General features: G+C 66.2%; 22 protein-coding genes. 12 read left to right on the plus strand and 10 right to left on the minus strand.

Features of this window, described 5'->3' with window-relative positions:
* Window positions 1-13 precede the first annotated feature (13 nt).
* The 3 genes from ACSFC5_RS12740 to ACSFC5_RS12750 all read right to left on the minus strand — a co-directional run bounded on the left by ACSFC5_RS12740 (window position 14) and on the right by ACSFC5_RS12750 (window position 2,221).
* Window positions 14-721, minus strand: coding sequence for a metallophosphoesterase (locus tag ACSFC5_RS12740; protein WP_440765626.1), 708 nt, complete (start codon window positions 719-721; stop codon window positions 14-16).
* On the minus strand, window positions 718-1,728 hold the full coding sequence (artA, locus tag ACSFC5_RS12745) for an archaeosortase A (RefSeq protein WP_440765627.1): 1,011 nt from the start codon (window positions 1,726-1,728) through the stop codon (window positions 718-720). Before artA ends, ACSFC5_RS12740 begins: the two co-directional genes overlap by 4 nt.
* Window positions 1,729-1,867: 139 nt before the next feature.
* Window positions 1,868-2,221: a hypothetical protein gene (locus tag ACSFC5_RS12750; protein ID WP_440765628.1), complete on the minus strand. Its 354-nt coding sequence runs from the start codon at window positions 2,219-2,221 to the stop codon at window positions 1,868-1,870.
* Between the two features lie 699 nt (window positions 2,222-2,920).
* Between ACSFC5_RS12750 and ACSFC5_RS12755 the strand changes: the two genes are divergently transcribed.
* From ACSFC5_RS12755 to ACSFC5_RS12765, 3 genes are all read left to right on the plus strand, one after another.
* Window positions 2,921-3,607: an OB-like fold-containing membrane protein gene (locus ACSFC5_RS12755; RefSeq protein WP_440765629.1), complete on the plus strand. Its 687-nt coding sequence runs from the start codon at window positions 2,921-2,923 to the stop codon at window positions 3,605-3,607.
* Complete coding sequence (locus ACSFC5_RS12760) at window positions 3,600-4,109, plus strand: metal-dependent hydrolase (RefSeq protein ID WP_440765630.1); 510 nt, start codon at window positions 3,600-3,602, stop codon at window positions 4,107-4,109. The genes ACSFC5_RS12755 and ACSFC5_RS12760 overlap by 8 nt, the downstream gene beginning before the upstream one ends.
* A gap of 63 nt (window positions 4,110-4,172) precedes the next feature.
* The gene (locus tag ACSFC5_RS12765) at window positions 4,173-4,727 is read left to right on the plus strand and encodes a metal-dependent hydrolase (RefSeq protein WP_440765631.1); all 555 of its coding nucleotides are present in this window, start codon (window positions 4,173-4,175) and stop codon (window positions 4,725-4,727) included.
* Window positions 4,728-4,802: 75 nt separating this feature from the next.
* Here ACSFC5_RS12765 and ACSFC5_RS12770 read toward each other — a convergent pair whose 3' ends face one another.
* Window positions 4,803-4,973, minus strand: a complete 171-nt coding sequence (locus ACSFC5_RS12770) for an HVO_0758 family zinc finger protein (RefSeq protein WP_440765632.1) — start codon at window positions 4,971-4,973, stop codon at window positions 4,803-4,805.
* A 322-nt stretch (window positions 4,974-5,295) separates the two neighbouring features.
* Between ACSFC5_RS12770 and ACSFC5_RS12775 the strand changes: the two genes are divergently transcribed.
* From ACSFC5_RS12775 to ACSFC5_RS12785, 3 genes are read left to right on the plus strand one after another with little or no spacing between them, the layout of a single operon-like run.
* The gene (locus ACSFC5_RS12775) at window positions 5,296-6,471 is read left to right on the plus strand and encodes a glycosyltransferase family protein (protein ID WP_440765633.1); all 1,176 of its coding nucleotides are present in this window, start codon (window positions 5,296-5,298) and stop codon (window positions 6,469-6,471) included.
* A 26-nt stretch (window positions 6,472-6,497) separates the two neighbouring features.
* Window positions 6,498-6,977 (plus strand): DUF7109 family protein, encoded by a 480-nt coding sequence (locus ACSFC5_RS12780; protein ID WP_440765634.1) that lies wholly within the window; start codon window positions 6,498-6,500, stop codon window positions 6,975-6,977.
* A 33-nt stretch (window positions 6,978-7,010) separates the two neighbouring features.
* The gene (locus ACSFC5_RS12785) at window positions 7,011-7,604 is read left to right on the plus strand and encodes an NUDIX hydrolase (RefSeq protein WP_440765635.1); all 594 of its coding nucleotides are present in this window, start codon (window positions 7,011-7,013) and stop codon (window positions 7,602-7,604) included.
* A gap of 46 nt (window positions 7,605-7,650) precedes the next feature.
* Here ACSFC5_RS12785 and ACSFC5_RS12790 read toward each other — a convergent pair whose 3' ends face one another.
* Window positions 7,651-8,337, minus strand: coding sequence for a DUF502 domain-containing protein (locus ACSFC5_RS12790; RefSeq protein WP_440766305.1), 687 nt, complete (start codon window positions 8,335-8,337; stop codon window positions 7,651-7,653).
* 205 nt (window positions 8,338-8,542) lie between these two features.
* Here ACSFC5_RS12790 and ACSFC5_RS12795 point away from each other — a divergent pair, with 205 nt between their 5' ends.
* From ACSFC5_RS12795 to ACSFC5_RS12805, 3 genes are all read left to right on the plus strand, one after another.
* A complete protein-coding gene (locus ACSFC5_RS12795; protein WP_440765636.1) occupies window positions 8,543-9,322 on the plus strand; it encodes a DUF7388 family protein in 780 nt (259 codons plus the stop codon).
* A 389-nt stretch (window positions 9,323-9,711) separates the two neighbouring features.
* Window positions 9,712-10,476: a creatininase family protein gene (locus ACSFC5_RS12800; protein ID WP_440765637.1), complete on the plus strand. Its 765-nt coding sequence runs from the start codon at window positions 9,712-9,714 to the stop codon at window positions 10,474-10,476.
* Window positions 10,473-11,666, plus strand: a complete 1,194-nt coding sequence (locus ACSFC5_RS12805; protein WP_440765638.1) for an NAD(P)/FAD-dependent oxidoreductase — start codon at window positions 10,473-10,475, stop codon at window positions 11,664-11,666. The genes ACSFC5_RS12800 and ACSFC5_RS12805 overlap by 4 nt, the downstream gene beginning before the upstream one ends.
* Window positions 11,667-11,691: 25 nt before the next feature.
* On the opposite strand, the gene ACSFC5_RS12810 is transcribed toward ACSFC5_RS12805, so the two are convergent.
* Both ACSFC5_RS12810 and ACSFC5_RS12815 read right to left on the minus strand, forming a co-directional pair.
* The gene (locus ACSFC5_RS12810; protein ID WP_440765639.1) at window positions 11,692-12,153 is read right to left on the minus strand and encodes an Hsp20/alpha crystallin family protein; all 462 of its coding nucleotides are present in this window, start codon (window positions 12,151-12,153) and stop codon (window positions 11,692-11,694) included.
* 168 nt (window positions 12,154-12,321) lie between these two features.
* Window positions 12,322-12,480 carry a DUF7559 family protein gene (locus ACSFC5_RS12815; protein WP_440765640.1) on the minus strand — a complete coding sequence of 53 codons (159 nt, stop codon included), beginning with the start codon at window positions 12,478-12,480 and terminating at the stop codon, window positions 12,322-12,324.
* A gap of 201 nt (window positions 12,481-12,681) precedes the next feature.
* Between ACSFC5_RS12815 and ACSFC5_RS12820 the strand changes: the two genes are divergently transcribed.
* Both ACSFC5_RS12820 and ACSFC5_RS12825 read left to right on the plus strand, forming a co-directional pair.
* Window positions 12,682-14,409, plus strand: coding sequence for a radical SAM protein (locus ACSFC5_RS12820; RefSeq protein ID WP_440765641.1), 1,728 nt, complete (start codon window positions 12,682-12,684; stop codon window positions 14,407-14,409).
* Window positions 14,410-14,580: 171 nt separating this feature from the next.
* Entirely contained in the window at window positions 14,581-14,985 is a 405-nt protein-coding gene (locus ACSFC5_RS12825; RefSeq protein WP_006092272.1) for a TRAM domain-containing protein, read from the plus strand.
* A 184-nt stretch (window positions 14,986-15,169) separates the two neighbouring features.
* On the opposite strand, the gene ACSFC5_RS12830 is transcribed toward ACSFC5_RS12825, so the two are convergent.
* Window positions 15,170-15,823 carry a helix-turn-helix domain-containing protein gene (locus ACSFC5_RS12830; RefSeq protein ID WP_440765642.1) on the minus strand — a complete coding sequence of 218 codons (654 nt, stop codon included), beginning with the start codon at window positions 15,821-15,823 and terminating at the stop codon, window positions 15,170-15,172.
* Between the two features lie 104 nt (window positions 15,824-15,927).
* On the opposite strand from ACSFC5_RS12830, the gene ACSFC5_RS12835 reads away from it, so the two are divergent.
* Window positions 15,928-16,281, plus strand: a complete 354-nt coding sequence (locus tag ACSFC5_RS12835) for an ArsR/SmtB family transcription factor (RefSeq protein ID WP_440765643.1) — start codon at window positions 15,928-15,930, stop codon at window positions 16,279-16,281.
* Window positions 16,282-16,428: 147 nt separating this feature from the next.
* Here ACSFC5_RS12835 and ACSFC5_RS12840 read toward each other — a convergent pair whose 3' ends face one another.
* Both ACSFC5_RS12840 and ACSFC5_RS12845 read right to left on the minus strand, forming a co-directional pair.
* Complete coding sequence (locus tag ACSFC5_RS12840; RefSeq protein WP_440765644.1) at window positions 16,429-17,196, minus strand: geranylgeranylglyceryl/heptaprenylglyceryl phosphate synthase; 768 nt, start codon at window positions 17,194-17,196, stop codon at window positions 16,429-16,431.
* 78 nt (window positions 17,197-17,274) lie between these two features.
* Window positions 17,275-18,057 (minus strand): YkgJ family cysteine cluster protein, encoded by a 783-nt coding sequence (locus ACSFC5_RS12845; protein ID WP_440765645.1) that lies wholly within the window; start codon window positions 18,055-18,057, stop codon window positions 17,275-17,277.
* Window positions 18,058-18,078 lie beyond the last annotated feature (21 nt).

The following is an 18,078-nucleotide window of genomic DNA, read 5'->3' on the forward strand; positions in this document are numbered from 1 at the left end:
TCAGCGGCCACAGTCATAGGAGCCGCCGACACTCCTCCAGCGGCGGAAACCACAGCGGCTCCTCGCTCGAGTCGTCCCAGACCGCCGGATGGAACCGGCCGGGGTCGGTGACCAGCGGCGACTGAAAGTCGCGGCCGTACATGCCGTTGACGGTCGCGCCCGCCGCCAGCCTCGTAAAGGCCGGACAGACGATCACGTCGGCCCCCTCGTAGACGCCCGGCCCGTAGAGAAAGCACGGGAGTTTGCGCCCGTCGACGGAGAGCGCGGGGTGGTCGTGGCCGACGACGTACCGGTCGGCCTCGAGGGCGGGAGCCTCGTGACCGTGGCAGACGACCGTCTCGCCGTCCGCGAGACGGTACTCGGGACTCGTTTCGCCGTCGAGCGGCCCCTCGAGCATCGTGTCGTGGTTACCGGGCGTGACGACGAGGGAGGCACCTGCGTCGTCGACGACGCGCTCGAGGGCGGTCAGGTCGCGTTCGACGCCGCGCGGGAGCCGGTTGAAGGAGTCGAGGAGATCGCCCGCGACGACGACGGTTTCCGACCCGGTGCGAGCGAGCAGGGACTCGAGTCGCTCGCGGACGTCCCGTCCGTCGTCGATCGGCGCGTCGACGCTCGAGTCGGCGGCTTTACCGAGGTGGACGTCCGCAATGACGAGCGCGTCGGCTTCCGGGACGACGAGCGCGCGTTCGAGGGGCGAAACGGGGAGATCGACGCCGGTCACTGCTTCTCGGAGCCGCCGTCGGCGCGAACCTCGTCCGTGCCGAGCGCCTCGAACAGGTCGTACTCGTTGCCCGTCAGGATGAAGAGGACGTCCTCGAGGGGCACTAAGATCTCGGGAAGGATCTTGACGAGCAGGTAGGTGATCCCGACGAGGGCGACGATCGACAGCGACTGGGCGATGTAGTTGTGGGCGACGAGGAAGGAGACGCGGCTCTCCTCGGCTCCCATGTAGGTGGTCATGAACGAGACGAGCCAGTCCTGCTGGAACCAGCCCCACGGGGAGGCCAGCCCGATGAAGACGTTGCGCACGAGGTTGAGGAACCAGATGACGCCGACGGCCATCGCGAAAGCGACCGTTTTCCGCCGAAGCGGCGCCTTCACGGCGGCGACGAGCCCGCCGAAGATGGCCATGCTGCCGAGTCCGGTACAGGCGAGGATGATGTAGGTAGTCCGTCCGGTCACCGTTTCGTCGGAGTCGAAGTTGAACCGACTCTGGTAGCCGTTCGCTCCCTCGTTGAGACCGGGGCTGTGGCCGAGCAGTTCCATCCCGTAGTGGGTCTGGACCGCGGTCGTCTCGATCAACCACGTTCGGACGACGGGAATCGTCTCCGCGGGGAGGTAGATGAGCCCCATGAACGCGACGGCTTTCGTCAGGAGGAACAGCGAGTCACGGCCGTCCCACAGGAGGTAGCCCGTGTACGCACACAGCGGGAGCGCCGCGAGCGCTAGTATCGTCTGGAGCGGGCTCTGGACGTCGTAGTAGTAGTACGGCACCATCGTCAGCCAGAAGACGCCGAAGGTGAGCCAGGCCCCCATCGCGAGGTGTCTGGCCGGCTCGGAAACGCCCTGCCATCGGAGGACCAGGGCCGCGAGAAACGCCGCGATCGCGACCCATGCGAGTAGATCCGTCAACCCCATCGAGCCGATGATTGCCGGCGTCAGCGTCGCGCCTGCGGACTCGAGACCCGCGACCGATCCCGTCTCGGTCGCGGCGGAAGCGGGCGACATATTCATGGAAGACTGAAGAAGGGCGTCGTTATCAACCTGACGCCCTGTATCAGATCGTTCGCACGGAGGTCCGGTAGCCACCGAACGTCAAACGAAGTGAGCGAGAGCCACGAACTGTTCGGTCGATGCGTAACTCGGTTCAATCGTTACTGTAGACGCCTCCGGCGTCGATCGCCGTCCGCGCGTAGAGGTCGATCGTCGAGAGCGCGATGATCGTGAGCGGAAACGCCACGTCGGCGAAGCTGACCGCCTCGAGCCGGAGGGCGGTTACGACGATCGGCTCGGTGAGCGTCCCGGCGACGAGTAGCGTGCCGGGGGTGAGAAACACGAGCGCGAGTCCACAGAGCGCGGCCCAGCTACACCCGCGTTTCCACTGTCCGTTGTAGAGGTGACCGGTGCCCGGGAAGCAGACGGCCAGGAGGTACGCCGGCCACGTCCGCGCGCGGTCGCCGAGCCGCCGCGGCAGGCGCACCGTCACCTGCAGAAGCGTCATCGGCGTCGCCTCCCGCAAGCCGCAGTTCGGTGTGCGACGAGGACCGGTCCGACTGTTCTCTGTGCATCCATACTAGCCGGCTCCACGCTCTCCCTGAAAAACGTCAGTCAGACGGCCGTACGACGCGACGCCGTCGCCAGCCCGCGGCAGGTCCACGACCTCCCGCCGACGAACGGCGCAGGGCCTCCCCCGATCGCATATAATAGCCCACGGAATCCACCGTCCCGTTTTTGTAGACCGGTCACAGAACACGGCTATGGACGCCCAGTACGGCGGACCAACTCGTCCATCGAGCCACCGCCGAGTCGACGAGTCGACCACGTGTTGTTCCTGCGGAACCGAGATCGGACCGCACGAGCGACGCCTGACGTGGCGGGTTCGCGACGGCGACGACCGTTTTCGGTATCATTACTGCAGCGACGCCTGTCTCCCGACCCCTGCGTTCGGATCGGATTGACATCCCGCTGCGGACTCGAACTGCTCGAGTCGGTCGGTTACCTTCTCGGAACACTCGGGCTGGTAGTCGGCGTATCACTCTGCCGATCGCCAGCGTGGTCGGCGCGTTCGTCTACCGAGCGATCGTCACGCTGGAGCCGTTCGAAGACGACGTAATCGAATCCACCGTCGTCACCCGCGAGCGGCGATCGACGGGAACGGAAGACATTTGTCGCAGCTAACCGATCCACTCGAGGAACACGCATGTCCGAGCCGTACGGCCAGCGCGGTCGCGTCCTCGCCGGACTCGTCCTTCTGGCGCTGCTCTCCGGCTGTCTGGTCTGGGCGGGCGCGACGACCGGCGATCTGACGGAGAGTCGATATCCGGACGAGGTCGAGGTCACGCCGGACCGCGAGTCGTACGTCGGCGACCGGGTCGTCCTCGGCGGGTTCGTCGTCGACACCGACCCGGTCGTCATCGCGACGCGTGCCAGCGGCTACGGCCGGTTCACGCTCGTGGGCGCTGACGCACAACTCAAAAACGATGACGGGCCGCTCGAGGAGGGCGATCGAGCGACCGCGTTCGGAACGCTCGAGGACGAGTCGACTCTCGTCGTCGAACGCACGATAACTCGCGAGCCGTCCGAGACGGGGTACATGCTGCTCGTATCCGCCCTGGGAGGGCTCGTGAGCGCGTGGTGGTTCGTCCGCCACTGGCGCTTCGACCGGGGCGCGTTCGCGTTCGTGCCGCGAGCGCGACCGCTCGGTCTCCGAACCGTTCGCGAGGGCAAAGCGAGCGTGGACCGCCGATCGCCAGTCGAAACGGAGCGCCGGTCCGAAACGCCGCGAGAGGGTGACACCTCATCGTCCCAAGACGACGGTCGATCCACAGTCGAACACGCGAACCAACGCGGACGAGCCGCCTCGGACGGAGGTGACCGACGTGCCTGACGTCCTGACGCACGTCCTCGTCGGCTACGTCATCGGCACGCTCCTCACCTTTCGAGCTGAGTCGCTGCGGCCGCCACACGTCGCGCTGGTCGTGATCGGCGCGCTCTCGCCGGACTTCATGAAGATTCAACTTCTGTTTCCGGACGGCTTTGTCGCGTGGACGCTCGGCGTGCCGTTCTCCTGGAGTCCGCTGCACACCGTCGCGGGCTCTGTTCTCGTAATCGGGCTGGGTAGCCTGCTCGTGGCACCGGCCGAGCGCAAACGGGCGCTCGCCCTGCTCGCGGTCGGTGCGATCTCACACCACGTCCTCGATCTCCTGCTGTTGGCACCGGCGGGGGAGTCCTACGCCGTCTTCTGGCCGCTGCTCGAGTACCGGTTCCCCTCGGCGGATCTGTACCTGAGCAGCGACCGCTGGCCGGCGGTCGTCGCCGGCTGCTGTGCCCTCGTCGTCTGGCTCGTCGACCGCTCTCGCACCGCCGTTCCGGAGACGACCCTCGAGTAACCTCCCCATCGCCCGCGACCGACCGCACCAGTTATATTTCGCCTCCACCTCGTCCCGGCCAGCATGTGGCCACTCGGACACGTCGCCGTCGCCTATCTCTGCTACGCGCTCGCGACGCGGGCTCGTTTCGACGCGCCGCCGGCGCACGTCCCCGTACTCGTGCTCGTCGTCGGGAGCCAGTTTCCGGACCTCGTAGACAAACCGCTCGCGTGGTATCTGGGCGTCATCCCGACGGGGCGGACGCTCGCACACTCGCTGTTCCTCCTCGTCCCGCTCTCGATCGCCCTCTACGCGCTCGCCAGCCACTACGACCGCAACGAGTACGGCGTCGCCTTCGCGATCGGCGCACTCTCGCACGTGCTCGTCGACGCCGTCCCCGCACTCTGGGACGCCGAGGTGACTGCGAACCATCTCCTCTGGCCGGTGATTCCCGTCGAGGAGTACGAACAGGGACCGCCGACCGTCCTCGGTCTCCTGCGGGAGTCGATGGGCGATCCGTTCTTCCTCTCGGAGTTCGTCCTCGCTGCCGTCGCCGTCGCGCTCTGGCGGCGTCACGGCTATCCCGGTCTCGAGCCGCTCCACGCCGCACTCGAGCGAGTGCGGCCGACCGCAGGATAGCAGCTTTCGGTCGTCCTCAGCCGACGGCCAATAGTACGTTGCCAGCCGTTCTCGGCGTCAACACCGGTGAGGCGACTACCGAATCTCCTTCCACTCCGCAGCGCAGTCCGGACAGATCCGGACGGTTTTGATCTCGTTCGGGTCGTTCTCGGTCTTCAGGGGCTTTTCGCAGTCACCACAGACGAGCCGATCGTACGTGTCCTTCTCGAGTTCGCCTTTGCGGAGTGCCTTCCGGACTGATTTCATGTTCGCCCCCTACGAAGGTGGGGGAGAAAAAGACCGGTGCTTATTTCGAGGGTATGTCGTCACTGATCCAACAGTTTCCCTGCAGTGAGTTTCGGTCCGAAAGAAGCAGCCGAACGTACGGGACGGGAGTGACGGACGAAGCGATGGTGGATTGCGGTACGCTCGCGTCGGCAGATCCTCTTCCGGCCAAGATCAAGGGTCGACGATACGCCGCAGACGATGCGGTCCGCTCATCCGACTCACCGACAGCTCACTCCCTCCCCTCGCGGTCTATCTGGCCGGAGCCGTGGGCGTTTTACCGGTCCGGCCGAACACTCCACCGATGGAGTACGTACAGGAGCGAATCGCCACGCTCCACGCCTTCGGTGGAACGGGTAGGGAGTCGGGCGACGGCCTCGCCGGCACGACCGCCGACGCGGTCGCCGAGACGTCCGTCGTCGTCCCGATGACCGCCCGGGAACACGAGAATCCCGCCGCCGAGCGCGTCCTCTCGGAACTCGAGAGCCTCGAGCCCGGCCCGGCCGCCGTTATCGTCCCGGTTCGAGCCGACGCCGACGAGATCGGTCCGTTTCGCCGGTGGCTCGAGTCGTTCGCCCTGCCGATTCGGGTCTGTTGGTGTACCGCGCCCGCGGTGGAGACGTTGCTCGCGGACGCGGGGCTGGCGAACGGCTTCGGGAAGGGTCGGGACGTCTGGCTCGCGCTGGGCCCCGCCGCCGAGTTCGGCGAGTACGTCGTCGTCCACGACGCCGACGCCCGGAGCTACGAGGCCGCACACGTTCGCCGGCTGCTCGCCCCGCTCACCATGGAGTTCTCCTTCTCGAAGGGGTACTACGCCCGCGTCGAAGACGATCGGCTCTACGGGCGACTGTTCCGCCTGTTCTACGCGCCCCTGATCCGAACGCTGGCAGCCGATCACGACGCGCCCGTTCTCGACTACCTCGAGGCGTTTCGGTACGCGTTAGCCGGGGAGTTCGCCGTCACCGCCGACCTCGCCCGACAGCTTCGTGCGCCGCGCGCCTGGGGGCTCGAGGTCGGCACCCTCGGCGACGCCTTCGATCGCGCCGGCTTCGACGGCTCCGCGCAGGTGGATCTCGGTCGCCACGAGCACGATCACCGCGCGGTCGCCGGTGACACCGGTCTGGAGGGAATGAGCCGCGAAGTCGCCGCGGAACTGCTCCGCGTTCTCGAGGAACACGGTGTCGGCCCGGACTACGAGACGCTTCAGGAACGGTATCTCACGACCGGCGATCGGCTCGTCGAGCAGTACGACGCGGACGCTGCGTTCAACGGGCTCTCGTACGACGCGGCGAGCGAACGCGACCAACTCGCGCGCTACGCGGACTCGATCGCCCCGCCCGGCCCCGACCGCCGGCTACCGCAATGGGATGATGCGCCCTTCGATCCGAGCGAGGTGCTCGAGGCGGCCCAGCCGTGGCGGGCGAACCGACCGACCGGTCCGCGTCGATCCGAGCGGATCGACACCGGCGCACAAGACTAATCTGCCCACCCTTCGTTGTGGCGGGTATGAACGCGACCGCCGACGAACTGGCAGGGGTCGTCGACCTCTTCGGCGGGCTGACCCGGCCGGAACTCGAGCGGGCGCTCTCGGAAGCCGCGTTCCGCGCCGACGGCCAGTCGGTGGACGAGTCGGCGCTCGAGGCGGCGATCGACGACGCCCTCGAGAGCTTCGCCCTCGTCGAGTACGAGCGGCGCGTCGACGACGAGCGACAGTCCCTGCTGGTCGCCGGCCCGACGGCGTTTCCGTCGGTACCCGACCACGCCGAGGACGTCCCGCACATCCTCGATATCGACCGCCGTCGACTCGACCGCGACGTCCTCGGCGAGCGAGTTTACGAACAGTTCGTCGACGCCACCGAGACGGCCGTCGATGCCGACGACGACGATCGAACCCGCCACCTGCTCGACGTCAGCTACGACGTCGAAGCGTGGGCGCCGGTCGATCTCGCGAACGAGCGCGACCGACTGGAGGCGAGCCTCGAGTGAGCCCCGAATCACCGTGAACGCGGACGAACACCCATGTCACAGAAGAGCCTAACCCTGGAGCCGATCGCGAGCCACGAACCGCTCGAGATCGACGACCAGGAATACGACGCGGCCGTCCTCGCGCCGATCATCGAGCGCGACGGCGAGGATCACCTGCTGTTTACCCGGCGGGCCGATCACCTCGGCGAACACCCCGGTCAGATGAGTTTCCCCGGCGGCGGCGCCGAACCCGTCGACGATTCGATTCTCGACACCGCACTGCGGGAGTCGAACGAGGAGATCGGACTCGAGCCCCGGGAAGTCGAAGTCGTCGGCCAGTTAGACGATATCCGGACGATCACGGAGTACGCGGTCACGCCGTTCGTCGCCCGTGTCCCCGACCGGGAGTACGTCGGCGACGGCAACGAGGTCGCCGAGATCGTCGTCCTGCCGCTGTCGGGACTGTTGGATCCAGATAACTACGAGTACGAACGGCGAGATCACCCCTACTACGGCGACGTCGTCATCCACTACTTCCACGTCGACGGCTACACCGTCTGGGGCGCGACGGGTCGGATTCTCGTCCAGTTGCTCGAGCTGACGACCGAGTTCGAAGCTCCTGAGGGGCTCGATCGAACGCACTACTGATCAGTTCGGCTACTGGGGAGGTGTCGCAGCCGATTTTCGAGACTGACTACTGTTGTGGCGGGTTCCCGTCCGACTGCATCTCGCCGACGACGGAGAGCGACGCGTCGTCGAGATCGTGCTCCGCGCGATCCGCGTCGCCGAAGCCGGCGCTCACGACGCGCGTCAGCGCTTCCTCGACGCTCTCGTCGAGCTCGGTGATCTCCTCGGGTGCAACCTCGAGGACGAATCCCGTCGTGATGTTCGGCGACGTGGGCAAAAAGAGGAGGACCCGTCCGTCCGGCGAGGTGCGGCCCGTCTTGAACGCCGTCATCCGCAGTCCGCCCCAGGTGTCGATCTTGACCGGCGTCTGGAGGACGTCTCCCGTCCCGATCGTCGTCTCGGTGGCCGTCTTCGAGGCGTTGTAGACGACGCGGATGACGGGGACGCGGTTCGCCAGATAGTCGACGATTCCCTCGAACAGTTCGCCCGTCGTCGTCTCGGTCGTCTGGCCGATGGCGTACATCGCGAGCGCGAGGGTCGCGACGAACGCGAGCACGCGGAGGAAGCCGGCGAGTTGCTCGCGAGCGTACTCGCCGACGCCGGGGAGGAACACCTCAAGCGTCTCGGCGTTGAGCAGTATCCCCGGCGTGAAGTTCGCGATGAACGAGTAGAGCGTGTAGACGATGAACAGCGTCACGAGGACGGGCCCGATAACGATGAGTCCGCGTCCGAAGTCCCCTTTCACCGAGTCCAGTGCTCCACTCACAGTCTGAGTCAGGGTCCCCTCCTACGAGTAGATTGTGGACTCGCGACGGCCGAAATCGAACCCGCGTCGGAACGCCAGATTTTTGCGCGCCGGTCGCAGAAGACGTCTATAGTCGCGCAGACGCCGACACTTCCGAGTCGCCGATCGACGCCGCTTTGCCGGATCGCCGCTGCGTCGCGCGAGTACGCCACCGATGTTAACTACGAGCACCGTCACCCGCGCCGGACTCGACGCGATCGCCCTGAAACCCGCCGAGTGCGACGTTTCGGCCGCCGAAGCGCTCCCGGTCGAGACGATCGCGATCGACTACGAGGGACGTGACCACCTGCCCGCCCGCGAGACCCTGACGTCGCTCTCGAGCGACGCGAACGTGTTAGTCACGACGCCCGTCCGAGCCGACGGCTTCGACCCGCTGGGGGACGACTCGCTGAGTTCGGAGTTACCGGACGCGATCGGCCGCGTCCTCGTCGCGGGCCACCCCGCCTACCTCACCGACGAGGAACGGGAGCGGGCCGTCGCGCCCCGCCTCGGTGCCGCCCTCGAGACCACGCCCGACGCCTGGGTCGGCACCGAGAGCGTCGAGCGGATCGCGATGGCGACCGGCGCGACCCAGTACGATCTGCTCTCGCGGACGACCCATCGGGAGCTCCGAGCGCTTCGTTCGGCCGGGTTCGACGGCGGAATAGCCGTCTACGCGCCGACGGTCCTGACCGACGACGAGGATCGCATCCTCGAGGCCGTCGGCGAGTACGTCTCCCGTCGCCGCCCGGTCGCGCGGGCGCTGCCCGACGACGCCGCGACCGGTGCGAGCGCAACCGGTCGCGCTCGAGAGATCCTGCTCGAGGCGGCCGACGACTACGCGCTCGCCGGCACGCCCAACAACGTCTGTGCACAGACCGACGCGCTGCGGGAGGCCGGCGCGACGACCGTCGTGGGGTATCCGGCGCAGGGCCTCGAGCCGTTTCTCTCTTGAACCGCTCACGGTCAGGTATCGCGGGTCGGTGGCCGGCCACGTATCACTTCGAACGGCACGCTCGAGCGGCGTCTCGAGGAGCGGTGACGAAGCGTGTGCTGCAGTTGCTGGCAACGATGAGGGCCACGTCCTCCCCAGCCGATTTCTGCTCACGGGTGCGAAGCACCCGTTTGCACGGTTCGCGGGACCGACGGTCCCGCGCTAACGCTCGTTCTCTCCGGTCTCTCGCTCATCCCTCGCACGAATTCGCCTCCCGCCCTCGTTTGCGCTCGGCCGGTCGACAGCGCGCGCCACAGCACGTGGATCGACTGGCCCGATTTCGACGCGGCCCCACGGTCACCGCGTCGAATGACCGACACTATAAGTGATGCGGATGCGCAGGACAGCGCATGTCACTGCTCGCCGAACACACCACGACGACCGCAGCCGAGGCGCTCGAGCGGGCCGAGGTTGCGGTGCTCCCGACGGGGAGTACCGAACAGCACGGCCCGGCGCTGGCGCTCGGTATGGACCACCTGGCCGCCGAGGCGTTCGCCCGGACGGCCGTCGATCGCGACGATGCAGTCGTCCTGCCGACGATTCCCGTCGGCGTCAGCGAACACCACCGTCAGTTCGACGGCACGCTGTACGTGACCGCGGAGACGTTCGAACGCTATATCGAGGAAACGATCTCGAGTCTCGCCGCACACGGCGTTCGGAAGGCCGTCGTCGTCAACGGCCACGGCGGAAACTCGGACGCGCTGCGACGGGCCGCACGCACCCTGCGCGACGAGGAGACGGCGTTCGCGCCGCCGTGGAATTGGTGGGACGGCGTCGCGGACGTCGCCGACGACCTGTTCGACGAGGAAGGCGGCCACGCGGACGCGATGGAGTCGAGCCTGCTCTGGCACCTCCGCGAGGATCTCGTCGATCCGGACGCGCTCGAGGCGGCCGAGGCCGGCGCGAGCGAGGCGTGGGGCGAGTCCGTCCACGGCGCCGCGCTTGGCTTCGACACGATCGACTTTTCGGAGAGCGGGGCGGTCGGTCGGCCGACGCAAGCCGACCCCGAGAAGGGAGCGCAACTGTTCGACGCCGGCCGAGACCAGTTGCACGCGCTGCTCGACTGGCTCGTCGACCGACCGCTCGCGGACTGCTGGCCCCGTGATCACAAATGAGCGGGAATCGCAACGGCGACAACCCCGAACTCGCCGTCGGTGCAGACGCCTTCGTCCAATCGGGTGCCGGCCTCGAGATCGCCGTCGTCGGCGCGGGGGCCGTCGGCGCGACGACGGCCTACGACCTCGCGTCCGAGGGGGCTGACGTGACGCTGTACGAGAAGGGATCGATCGCGAGCGGCTCGAGCGGCCGCGCGGCGGGCGTCTGCTACGACGCCTTCGCGGACCCGCTCGACGCCGAGATCGGGGCCGACGCGATCGAGCGGTTCCGCGACCTCTCGGGCGACGATACCTTTCCGTTCGTCGAGTGCCCGTACGTCTGGCTCGCCCGCGAAGGCGATTCGGAGCGCGCCGACGCGATCCGCGAGCAGGTCGGGCGGATGCAGGAGAACGGCATCGTCGCGCTCGAGGCCACGGGCGACGACCTCGCTGATCGGTTTCCCTCGCTACGGACGGACGACGTCGAAGTCGCGGGCATCGCCGGCGGGGCGGGCTACACCGATCCCGCAACGTACACGGCCTGTCTCGCCGCCGCGGCGAACGGGGCCGGCGCGACGCTCGAGCCGGATACCCCGGTGCAGATTCGCACCGATCCGTCGCGAGTCGTCCTCGAGGACGGCACCGAACGCGAGGTCGACGCGGTGGTCGTCACCGCCGGCGCGCACGCGAAACGGCTCCTCGCGGACGCCGGCGTCTCGATCGCGATGAAACCCTACCGGGTGCAGGCGCTCGTCGCGAGCGGCGACCTCGCGGAGCCGATGTGCTACGACGCGACGGACTCCTTTTACTTGCGCCCCCATCCCGACGGCTTACTCGTCGGCAATGGAACCGAATACGTCGAGGCCGATCCGGATGACTACGAGCGCGACGCCGATCCCGACTTCGCCGAGGAGTTGCTCGAGCGCGTCTCACACCGGCTCCTCGACGCGGATCTCGAACTCGAGCGGGCGTGGGCCGGTCTCTGTACGGCGACGCCGGATCGGGATCCGCTGGTCGGCGAGCTACGGGACGGGCTGTACGTCGCGACCGGCTTCCAGGGCCACGGCTTCATGCGCGCGCCGGCGATCGGCGAACGGCTGGCAGCACAGGTGCTCGGCGACGGCGGAATCGAGGCGTTCGATCCGACCCGGTTCGACGGCGACGAGTCGTTCGAGATCGTCGACGGGATGTCGATCGAGTCCGAACAGTAGTTGAGGGGAAAACAGAGGCGGCGAGTCAGTCGTCGACGGCGATTTCGTCCGCTTCCGGCGTCGACGCGGGCTCGGAGTCGGCGTCGTGCTCCGATTCTTCCGTCTCGATCGAGGCGTCCTTCGGAATGTCGATGCGCAGCGTGCCGGTTTCGGTCAGCGTGGCCTCGCCGGCGTCCGGATCGACGACCGCGTCGTTCGGTAGTTCGGCCTCGCCGTCGAGTTCCATACCGCGGCCGGGAAACCGCATCTCGTAGCCGTCGCGGAACTGGCGGAACCGCTCGATTCGAATCTTGACGTTTCCTTCCAGATAGCGGACCTGTACGTCGTCGGGTTCGGCACCCGGCGCGTCGAAGACGACCTGATAGCTCGTCTCGTTCTCGAGGACGTCGACGGGCAGCGAGCGGTGTTGCTGGACGCGGCCGTTCGCGCGGCCGACCTGTCGGTAGAGGGCGTTACCGATCGATTTTCGGAGGTTACCGGGGCTCATGGGGCGTCACCTCTGAATCCGGGGCTGGAGACCGCAACGGGGACCGTAAGGAGGGTCGAGGACATGGCTTACCATCGGCTACACTAGCCCCATTCATATCTCTTTTGATAGAACAAAATAAACGTCTGACGAGTTCCGCGTTCACGAAACGTCGGCGGCGGTGTGAAGCTATAGTTCGACTCGCTCGAGAGAGTCGCTGCCCCCACAGACCGGACACGAGAGGTCGGTCACCTCGAGGTCGTCGGGCTTGTCGTACGTGTAGTGGTTCTCGAACAGGTCGAGAAAGCAGTCCTCCGCGGTACAGACGAGTTCCTCCGTCGGTGGCATACCCTCTCTTGGGTCACGACGACTATCAACGTCCGGGTTACGGAACCATCGGTTCGACGCTACTGGCTTCCGCTACTCGCTGCGGGTCGCCCGTACGAACCCCACCCGCGAGCAGCGAGCGGTTCATCGACGGTGAGCCTGAGGTGGACACGTTCGTTCGGTGTAGTCACCGTTTTACCACTCGAGGCGCTACCCGACGACATGACTGACCCCGAGACCCTGTCGGTAACGATCGTCGACGGTTACGTCGACGAGCCCGCCCACTTCGGGGTGCCGCCGTACATTTCGACGTACCCGCGATACGCGGCCGGCGCGCTGATCGATGCGGGGGTGCCACGCGAGCAGATTACGTACCACACGATCGATCGGCTCCGCGACGAACCGGACTCCTGGCGGGACGTCGACGAGGCCGACCTGCTAATTTATTTGGGCGGGATGACCGTCCCCGGCAAGTACGTCGGCGGCACGCCCGCCGAGCCGGACGAAGTGCGAAAGATGGCCTGGACGGCAGGCGGCACGAGCCTGATGGGCGGCCCCGTCAAGTTCGGTGTCGGCGACGAGAACGCCGGCGCGACCGAGACCGAACGGCAGGATCTGGACTTCGACTTCGTCGCCAAAGGCGACGTCGAGGCCGCCGTCTACGACCTCGTCGAGAGCGGTCTCGAGGGATTCAACAACCGGATGCGCGACGTCGACGAGGTGTCGCGGTGGGCCCAGGAGGGGGCGTTCATCGTCGAGCAACACCCGAACCACCCGGACCACCTCATCGCGGAACTCGAGACCTCGAGAGGCTGTGCCTACCGCTGTTCGTTCTGTACGGAGCCGCTCTACGGCAATCCCACGTTCCGGCCGCCGCCGTCGGTCGTCGGCGAGGTCGACGCCCTCTCGGATTACGGCGTCAAACACTTCCGAATCGGCCGGCAGGCCGACATCCTCGCCTACGGTGGCGACGGCGAGGCACCGAACCCCGACGCCCTCCGACAGCTGTACAGCGGCATCCGGGAGGTCGCGCCCGGCCTCGAGACGCTCCACCTCGACAACATGAACCCGATCACGATCGTCGAGTGGCCCGAGGCGAGCCGCGAGGGGATTCGGATCATCGCCGAGCACAACACGCCCGGAGACACGGCCGCGTTCGGCCTCGAGTCGGCCGATCCCATCGTGCAGGAAGAGAACAACCTGAACGTCACCGCCGATGAGTGCTTCGAGGCGGTCAAAATCGTGAACGAGGAGGCCGGCTGGCGCCCCGGGGAAGACCCCGAAGACGCCCCGACGTTCGGTGCCGACGCGCCGCGCCGGCTCCCCAAACTCCTCCCCGGAATCAACCTCTTACACGGTCTCAAGGGCGAACGCGAGGAGACGTATCGACGAAACCGCGAGTTCCTCCAACGAGTGTACGACGAGGGCTACATGCTCCGGCGGATCAACATCCGGCAGGTGATGGCCTTCGACGGAACCGACATGAGCGATACGGGGGCCGAGATCGCGAACGAGCACAAACAGCTGTTCAAGCGGTACAAAACCCGGGTCCGCGAGGAGATCGACCAGCCGATGCTTGAGCGCGTCGCCCCGCCCGGCACCGTCCTCCCGAACGTCCACCTCGAGTATCACCAAGACGGCAAGACCTTCGGCCGCCAACTCGGCACCTACCCGCTGCTCGTCGGCATCCCGGGCGAGCGCGAACTCGGGCGGACGATCGACGTCGCCGTCGTCGACCACGGCTACCGCTCCGTCACCGGCGTCCCCTATCCGCTCGATCTCAACGACGCATCGATGGACGAACTCACCGCCATCCCCGGAATCGGGGATCGGACCGCGGGCGACATCGTCATCAACCGCCCCTACGAGACCGTCGCGGACGCCGACCTCGAGACCCAGTTCGATCTCTCGCAGTTCGTGACGACGCGGGGTCTCGAGCACGCGCGGTGACCGACACCTCGAACGTCTCCGTTCGGCTCTCTCGAGCCGATTCAGTACCTTTCTCGGCCGTACGGCATCTGTTACCGTCCGACGCCCGACCTTTTTTCCAACTGTTCAGTGTCTCGATCTGTCGGTAGTTCTATTACGAATGAGCATAAGAGGTGAAATCGAGGGTCTACTGTGGAAATATCTGAAAAACTCCTGTGTCTGTTCAGTGCGGACGTTTCAGCAGAGGAGGATCGTTACGTCATCGAAGTACCACGTCAAGAGGTCGAAACCGGCGACATCGACCCGGAAGAAGTGTATCGAGTCGCACTCATCTCACGGGAGGAGTCGACCGAGACCGAGGAGACGACGGCCCAGCCACAGACGGCACCGTCGGAACCGCAGCCACCGGTCGACGTCGGCGAAACGCGCTACGTCGAGATCGAAGACATCGGGAAACAGGGAGACGGTATCGCTCGCGTCGAACGCGGCTACGTCATCATCGTTCCCGGCGCCGACGTCGGCGAGCGGGTCAAAGTCGAAGTCACCGAAGTCAAATCGAACTTCGCCGTCGGCGAGATCATCGAGGAAACGTTCTAATCGACCAGTTGTCCGGGTTTTCGAGCGGTCTGCGGCCACGCTCGACCCCGGTCCGTGTCAGCTCACTGCGAGACGCGTCAACGAGAGTTGGTGTTGCAGTGGCGTCGTCCGAACAGTCTGTGGGACCACCGGCCCGAGCGAGCAGGCGTCATCGATTGTCCCTGCGAATCGAGACGGGGCAGCATTAGTGGTCGTTCACGTCGAGGGCCGCTGCGACGAGACTCGATTGGCCCCGTCGTAACAGATCGGAGACAGTCGAAACCGCGCAGTCGAGTCGATCTGCAATGTCCTGAAGCGTCGCCGTCCGCGGAATTTCGTAATAGCCGAGTTCCCAGGCGACCTCGAGCGCTCGTCGTTGATCGACCGTGAGCGGAGCGTGTGCGATCTGCGGGACGGAGCCGACGGAGATTACGTCGACCGTCAACTCGTCCGGGATCTCCTCGCGGAGCTCCCGAAAGTCGCTGGACGTGGTCACGAGCGAGACGACCATTCGTCGATCGGACAGATATTCGATCGGCGGAATCACCGCGAGCGTGTCGCGTTGAAACGCCGTCGCGAGCGCTCGATTGTACATATCCAGTTCGTTTCTGAGGTAGGAGTAACAGCCGTCGTCGCCGTCCGGATAGATCTCGTACTCGTCGATATCGAGCTCCGTCCGGAGCGCCGATTCGTACACGTCTGGGTCGCCTTCCACGTAGTTGATCGTCGTTTCGACACCGTCGCTGATCGTGACGTACAGAATCAGCTCTCGAGACACCGCTGGAGCGGTACAGACGAGCGAGTGGATTGGATGGATCGTCGCCTCCGTGTGCGTAATCGCGATCCGAATTGCGTTCATTACGTTCGGCCTCGTCCGTACGCCTCGTCTCGGCGAAGTCACTTATATAATTGCGAAATGATTCGTGCGAACAGTTTGGCGGGGCCGAAGCAGTGTTTTGGACGATGGCACGGAACGGAACGTCGGAGAACTCGACACCATCAACCGACGAATTGCTCGAACTGCTCGGTGACCGGTACGCTCGTCGGGTCCTCCAGACGATACTCGACGAGCCGATGGCCGTGCAGCAGATCGTCGAGACCACGGGGATATCGAAGCCAACGGCGTATCGCCGCCTCGACCAGTTAGAGCGAGCGGGGCTCGTCGCGTCGAAGATGCTGCTCGATACCGGCGGGAACCACTACAAACAGTACTGGACAACGCTCGAGAGCGTGACCCTTCGGATCGGTGAAGACGGGGTAACGACAACTGTCCGGACCGACCGTACGCAGCGGAGCCGGGAACGCAGGCTATCGTAACGATCGAAGTCGGTTGTAGACCGAACCCAGGGTCGGCGTTCGATCGGATGCGTACCGACTGAACGGGTTTCGTCCGAGGATACGTACCGGCCATATGGCTGCCGTCTGAGGATACGTACCGACCGCCAGCCGCGACGTTCCGCCGGCTCACGCCCTCGGAATCGTGTCCCGGAACGTTTCCAGGTCGTCGTGGAAACAGTCGCCGACGACGACGGCGTCCGCGCCGGCCTCGAGGATCTCCATCGTCTTCTCCTGACTGTCGATGCCGCCGCCGTAGAGGAGCGTGGTATCCTCGAGATAGCGCGCCGCGGCTTCGACGTCTTCGGATCCGCCATAGCGGCCGGAGTACTCGACGTAGAAGATCGGAAAGCCGTAGAACGCCTCCGTCGCGAGCGCGGCGCCGGCGACCTCGTCGGGCGTGTAGGTGGTCTCGACCCCGGAGGTGGTCGCCGCCGCGGAGTCGAGGTGCTGGACGACGTACCCCTCGCCGATCAGACTCGTCGTGAGTTCAGCGATCGCGTCAGCACCTTTGGACGCGACGAAATCGCCGACGACTGGGAGCCCGGCCCCGAGAAGTTCCTCGGGCGTGCGTCCGACCTCGGTGAAGAGATCGACGTGTTTGCCGACGAAGTGCTCTCGGTCGCCGTTGTAGACCGCCGGAACGGCGACGAAGTCCGCAGCGTCGATCGTCTCTCGCGAGACGTGGTCCGAACTGTACGGCTCCTGAAAGACGGGTGTCGAGGGATGCGCGTTGTCGATTGCCCGGATCGCCTCGAGCGTATTCGCCTCCGTGACGTCGTCGGAACCGCCGACGATCACCAGATCGGTGCCCTCGAGAACGTCGAGATTATCCGGTAACGACTTCGCAGGGTCGACTTTCGTGATGTGGCTCACCCTGTCCCAGTCGAGTGTCATGCAGAGCCCTTCGAAGAACGGTCCCAACTCCTTGTCGGTTTCGCGGTCGGTCGGAGATCGACCCTGCTGGGCGACGACTCAGTCGTCGAGCGGCGTCCCGTCGATCCGTTTCGCCCCCTCGGAGTCGTGGACGACGACCTCGCCGGGGTCCGGTGGGGCGGGCTCGTACGTCTCTCGGACGGCGATGGCTTCCTCGAGTTCGCGGACGGCGCGTTCTTTCAGCGCGCGAGCGAGGTCCTCGGCGTCCTCGCGGGCGATGTCTCGCCCGAGTCCCTCGCACTCGTGGGCGCGGACGACGCCTTCCTCGCCAACGGCTTCGCCCATCGGCTGGCTTGTTCCGGCCAACGCAACGCTGAACGGGTACGTCCGACAGATCAGCGGTCGATCGTCGTGGGCAGCGCAGGCCCCGGTCCCATCCTCGTCTTCCTCGTAGAACGTACAGTCCCCGCAGCTGTCGGTCTGGAGCGCCCACTCGAAGGTCTCGCCCTCGAGGTCCCCGTCGTCGGTCTCCGACAGGCCGTACGGCATCGGGCGGGCAACGTCGCGCCAGTCGTACTCGCCCTCGTGACCCTCGCTATCTCGCGGTTCCACCGTCTGCTCGCGGCTCGACGAGCCGCTCACACGGTCCGAGGGACTCTCGGAGTCCCTCGCTACTCGATTGTCCGCGGCCCGTTGGGCCGCGCTTGCCTCGAGGTCGCGCACCTCGTCCGGAAACACCGTCGCGGTGTGTTCGTCCTCGCCGTGGCCCTTGCAGCAGGCCCCACAGCGGGTACACTCGAAGCCGATCGACTCGATGGCGTCCGCGAGGTCGTCGACGGCGAGCTGGCGGGCCTCTTCGAGTTCGGCCTCGAGCGATTGCATACTGGATACTCCCTGCGAGGG

The organism is Natronorubrum marinum, from assembly GCF_052040125.1.
Lineage (GTDB): Archaea > Halobacteriota > Halobacteria > Halobacteriales > Natrialbaceae > Natronorubrum.

Coding starts and splice junctions, on each gene's coding strand:
- artA (WP_440765627.1), bottom strand. CDS start 1,728: ATGTCGCCCGCTTCCGCCGCGACCGAGACGGGATCGGTCGCGGGTCTC.
- ACSFC5_RS12820 (WP_440765641.1), top strand. CDS start 12,682: ATGACTGACCCCGAGACCCTGTCGGTAACGATCGTCGACGGTTACGTC.
- ACSFC5_RS12810 (WP_440765639.1), bottom strand. CDS start 12,153: ATGAGCCCCGGTAACCTCCGAAAATCGATCGGTAACGCCCTCTACCGA.
- ACSFC5_RS12755 (WP_440765629.1), top strand. CDS start 2,921: ATGTCCGAGCCGTACGGCCAGCGCGGTCGCGTCCTCGCCGGACTCGTC.
- ACSFC5_RS12815 (WP_440765640.1), bottom strand. CDS start 12,480: ATGCCACCGACGGAGGAACTCGTCTGTACCGCGGAGGACTGCTTTCTC.
- ACSFC5_RS12840 (WP_440765644.1), bottom strand. CDS start 17,196: ATGACACTCGACTGGGACAGGGTGAGCCACATCACGAAAGTCGACCCT.
- ACSFC5_RS12765 (WP_440765631.1), top strand. CDS start 4,173: ATGTGGCCACTCGGACACGTCGCCGTCGCCTATCTCTGCTACGCGCTC.
- ACSFC5_RS12845 (WP_440765645.1), bottom strand. CDS start 18,057: ATGCAATCGCTCGAGGCCGAACTCGAAGAGGCCCGCCAGCTCGCCGTC.
- ACSFC5_RS12780 (WP_440765634.1), top strand. CDS start 6,498: ATGAACGCGACCGCCGACGAACTGGCAGGGGTCGTCGACCTCTTCGGC.
- ACSFC5_RS12835 (WP_440765643.1), top strand. CDS start 15,928: ATGGCACGGAACGGAACGTCGGAGAACTCGACACCATCAACCGACGAA.
- ACSFC5_RS12805 (WP_440765638.1), top strand. CDS start 10,473: ATGAGCGGGAATCGCAACGGCGACAACCCCGAACTCGCCGTCGGTGCA.
- ACSFC5_RS12750 (WP_440765628.1), bottom strand. CDS start 2,221: ATGACGCTTCTGCAGGTGACGGTGCGCCTGCCGCGGCGGCTCGGCGAC.
- ACSFC5_RS12795 (WP_440765636.1), top strand. CDS start 8,543: ATGTTAACTACGAGCACCGTCACCCGCGCCGGACTCGACGCGATCGCC.
- ACSFC5_RS12800 (WP_440765637.1), top strand. CDS start 9,712: ATGTCACTGCTCGCCGAACACACCACGACGACCGCAGCCGAGGCGCTC.
- ACSFC5_RS12775 (WP_440765633.1), top strand. CDS start 5,296: ATGGAGTACGTACAGGAGCGAATCGCCACGCTCCACGCCTTCGGTGGA.
- ACSFC5_RS12785 (WP_440765635.1), top strand. CDS start 7,011: ATGTCACAGAAGAGCCTAACCCTGGAGCCGATCGCGAGCCACGAACCG.
- ACSFC5_RS12770 (WP_440765632.1), bottom strand. CDS start 4,973: ATGAAATCAGTCCGGAAGGCACTCCGCAAAGGCGAACTCGAGAAGGAC.
- ACSFC5_RS12830 (WP_440765642.1), bottom strand. CDS start 15,823: ATGAACGCAATTCGGATCGCGATTACGCACACGGAGGCGACGATCCAT.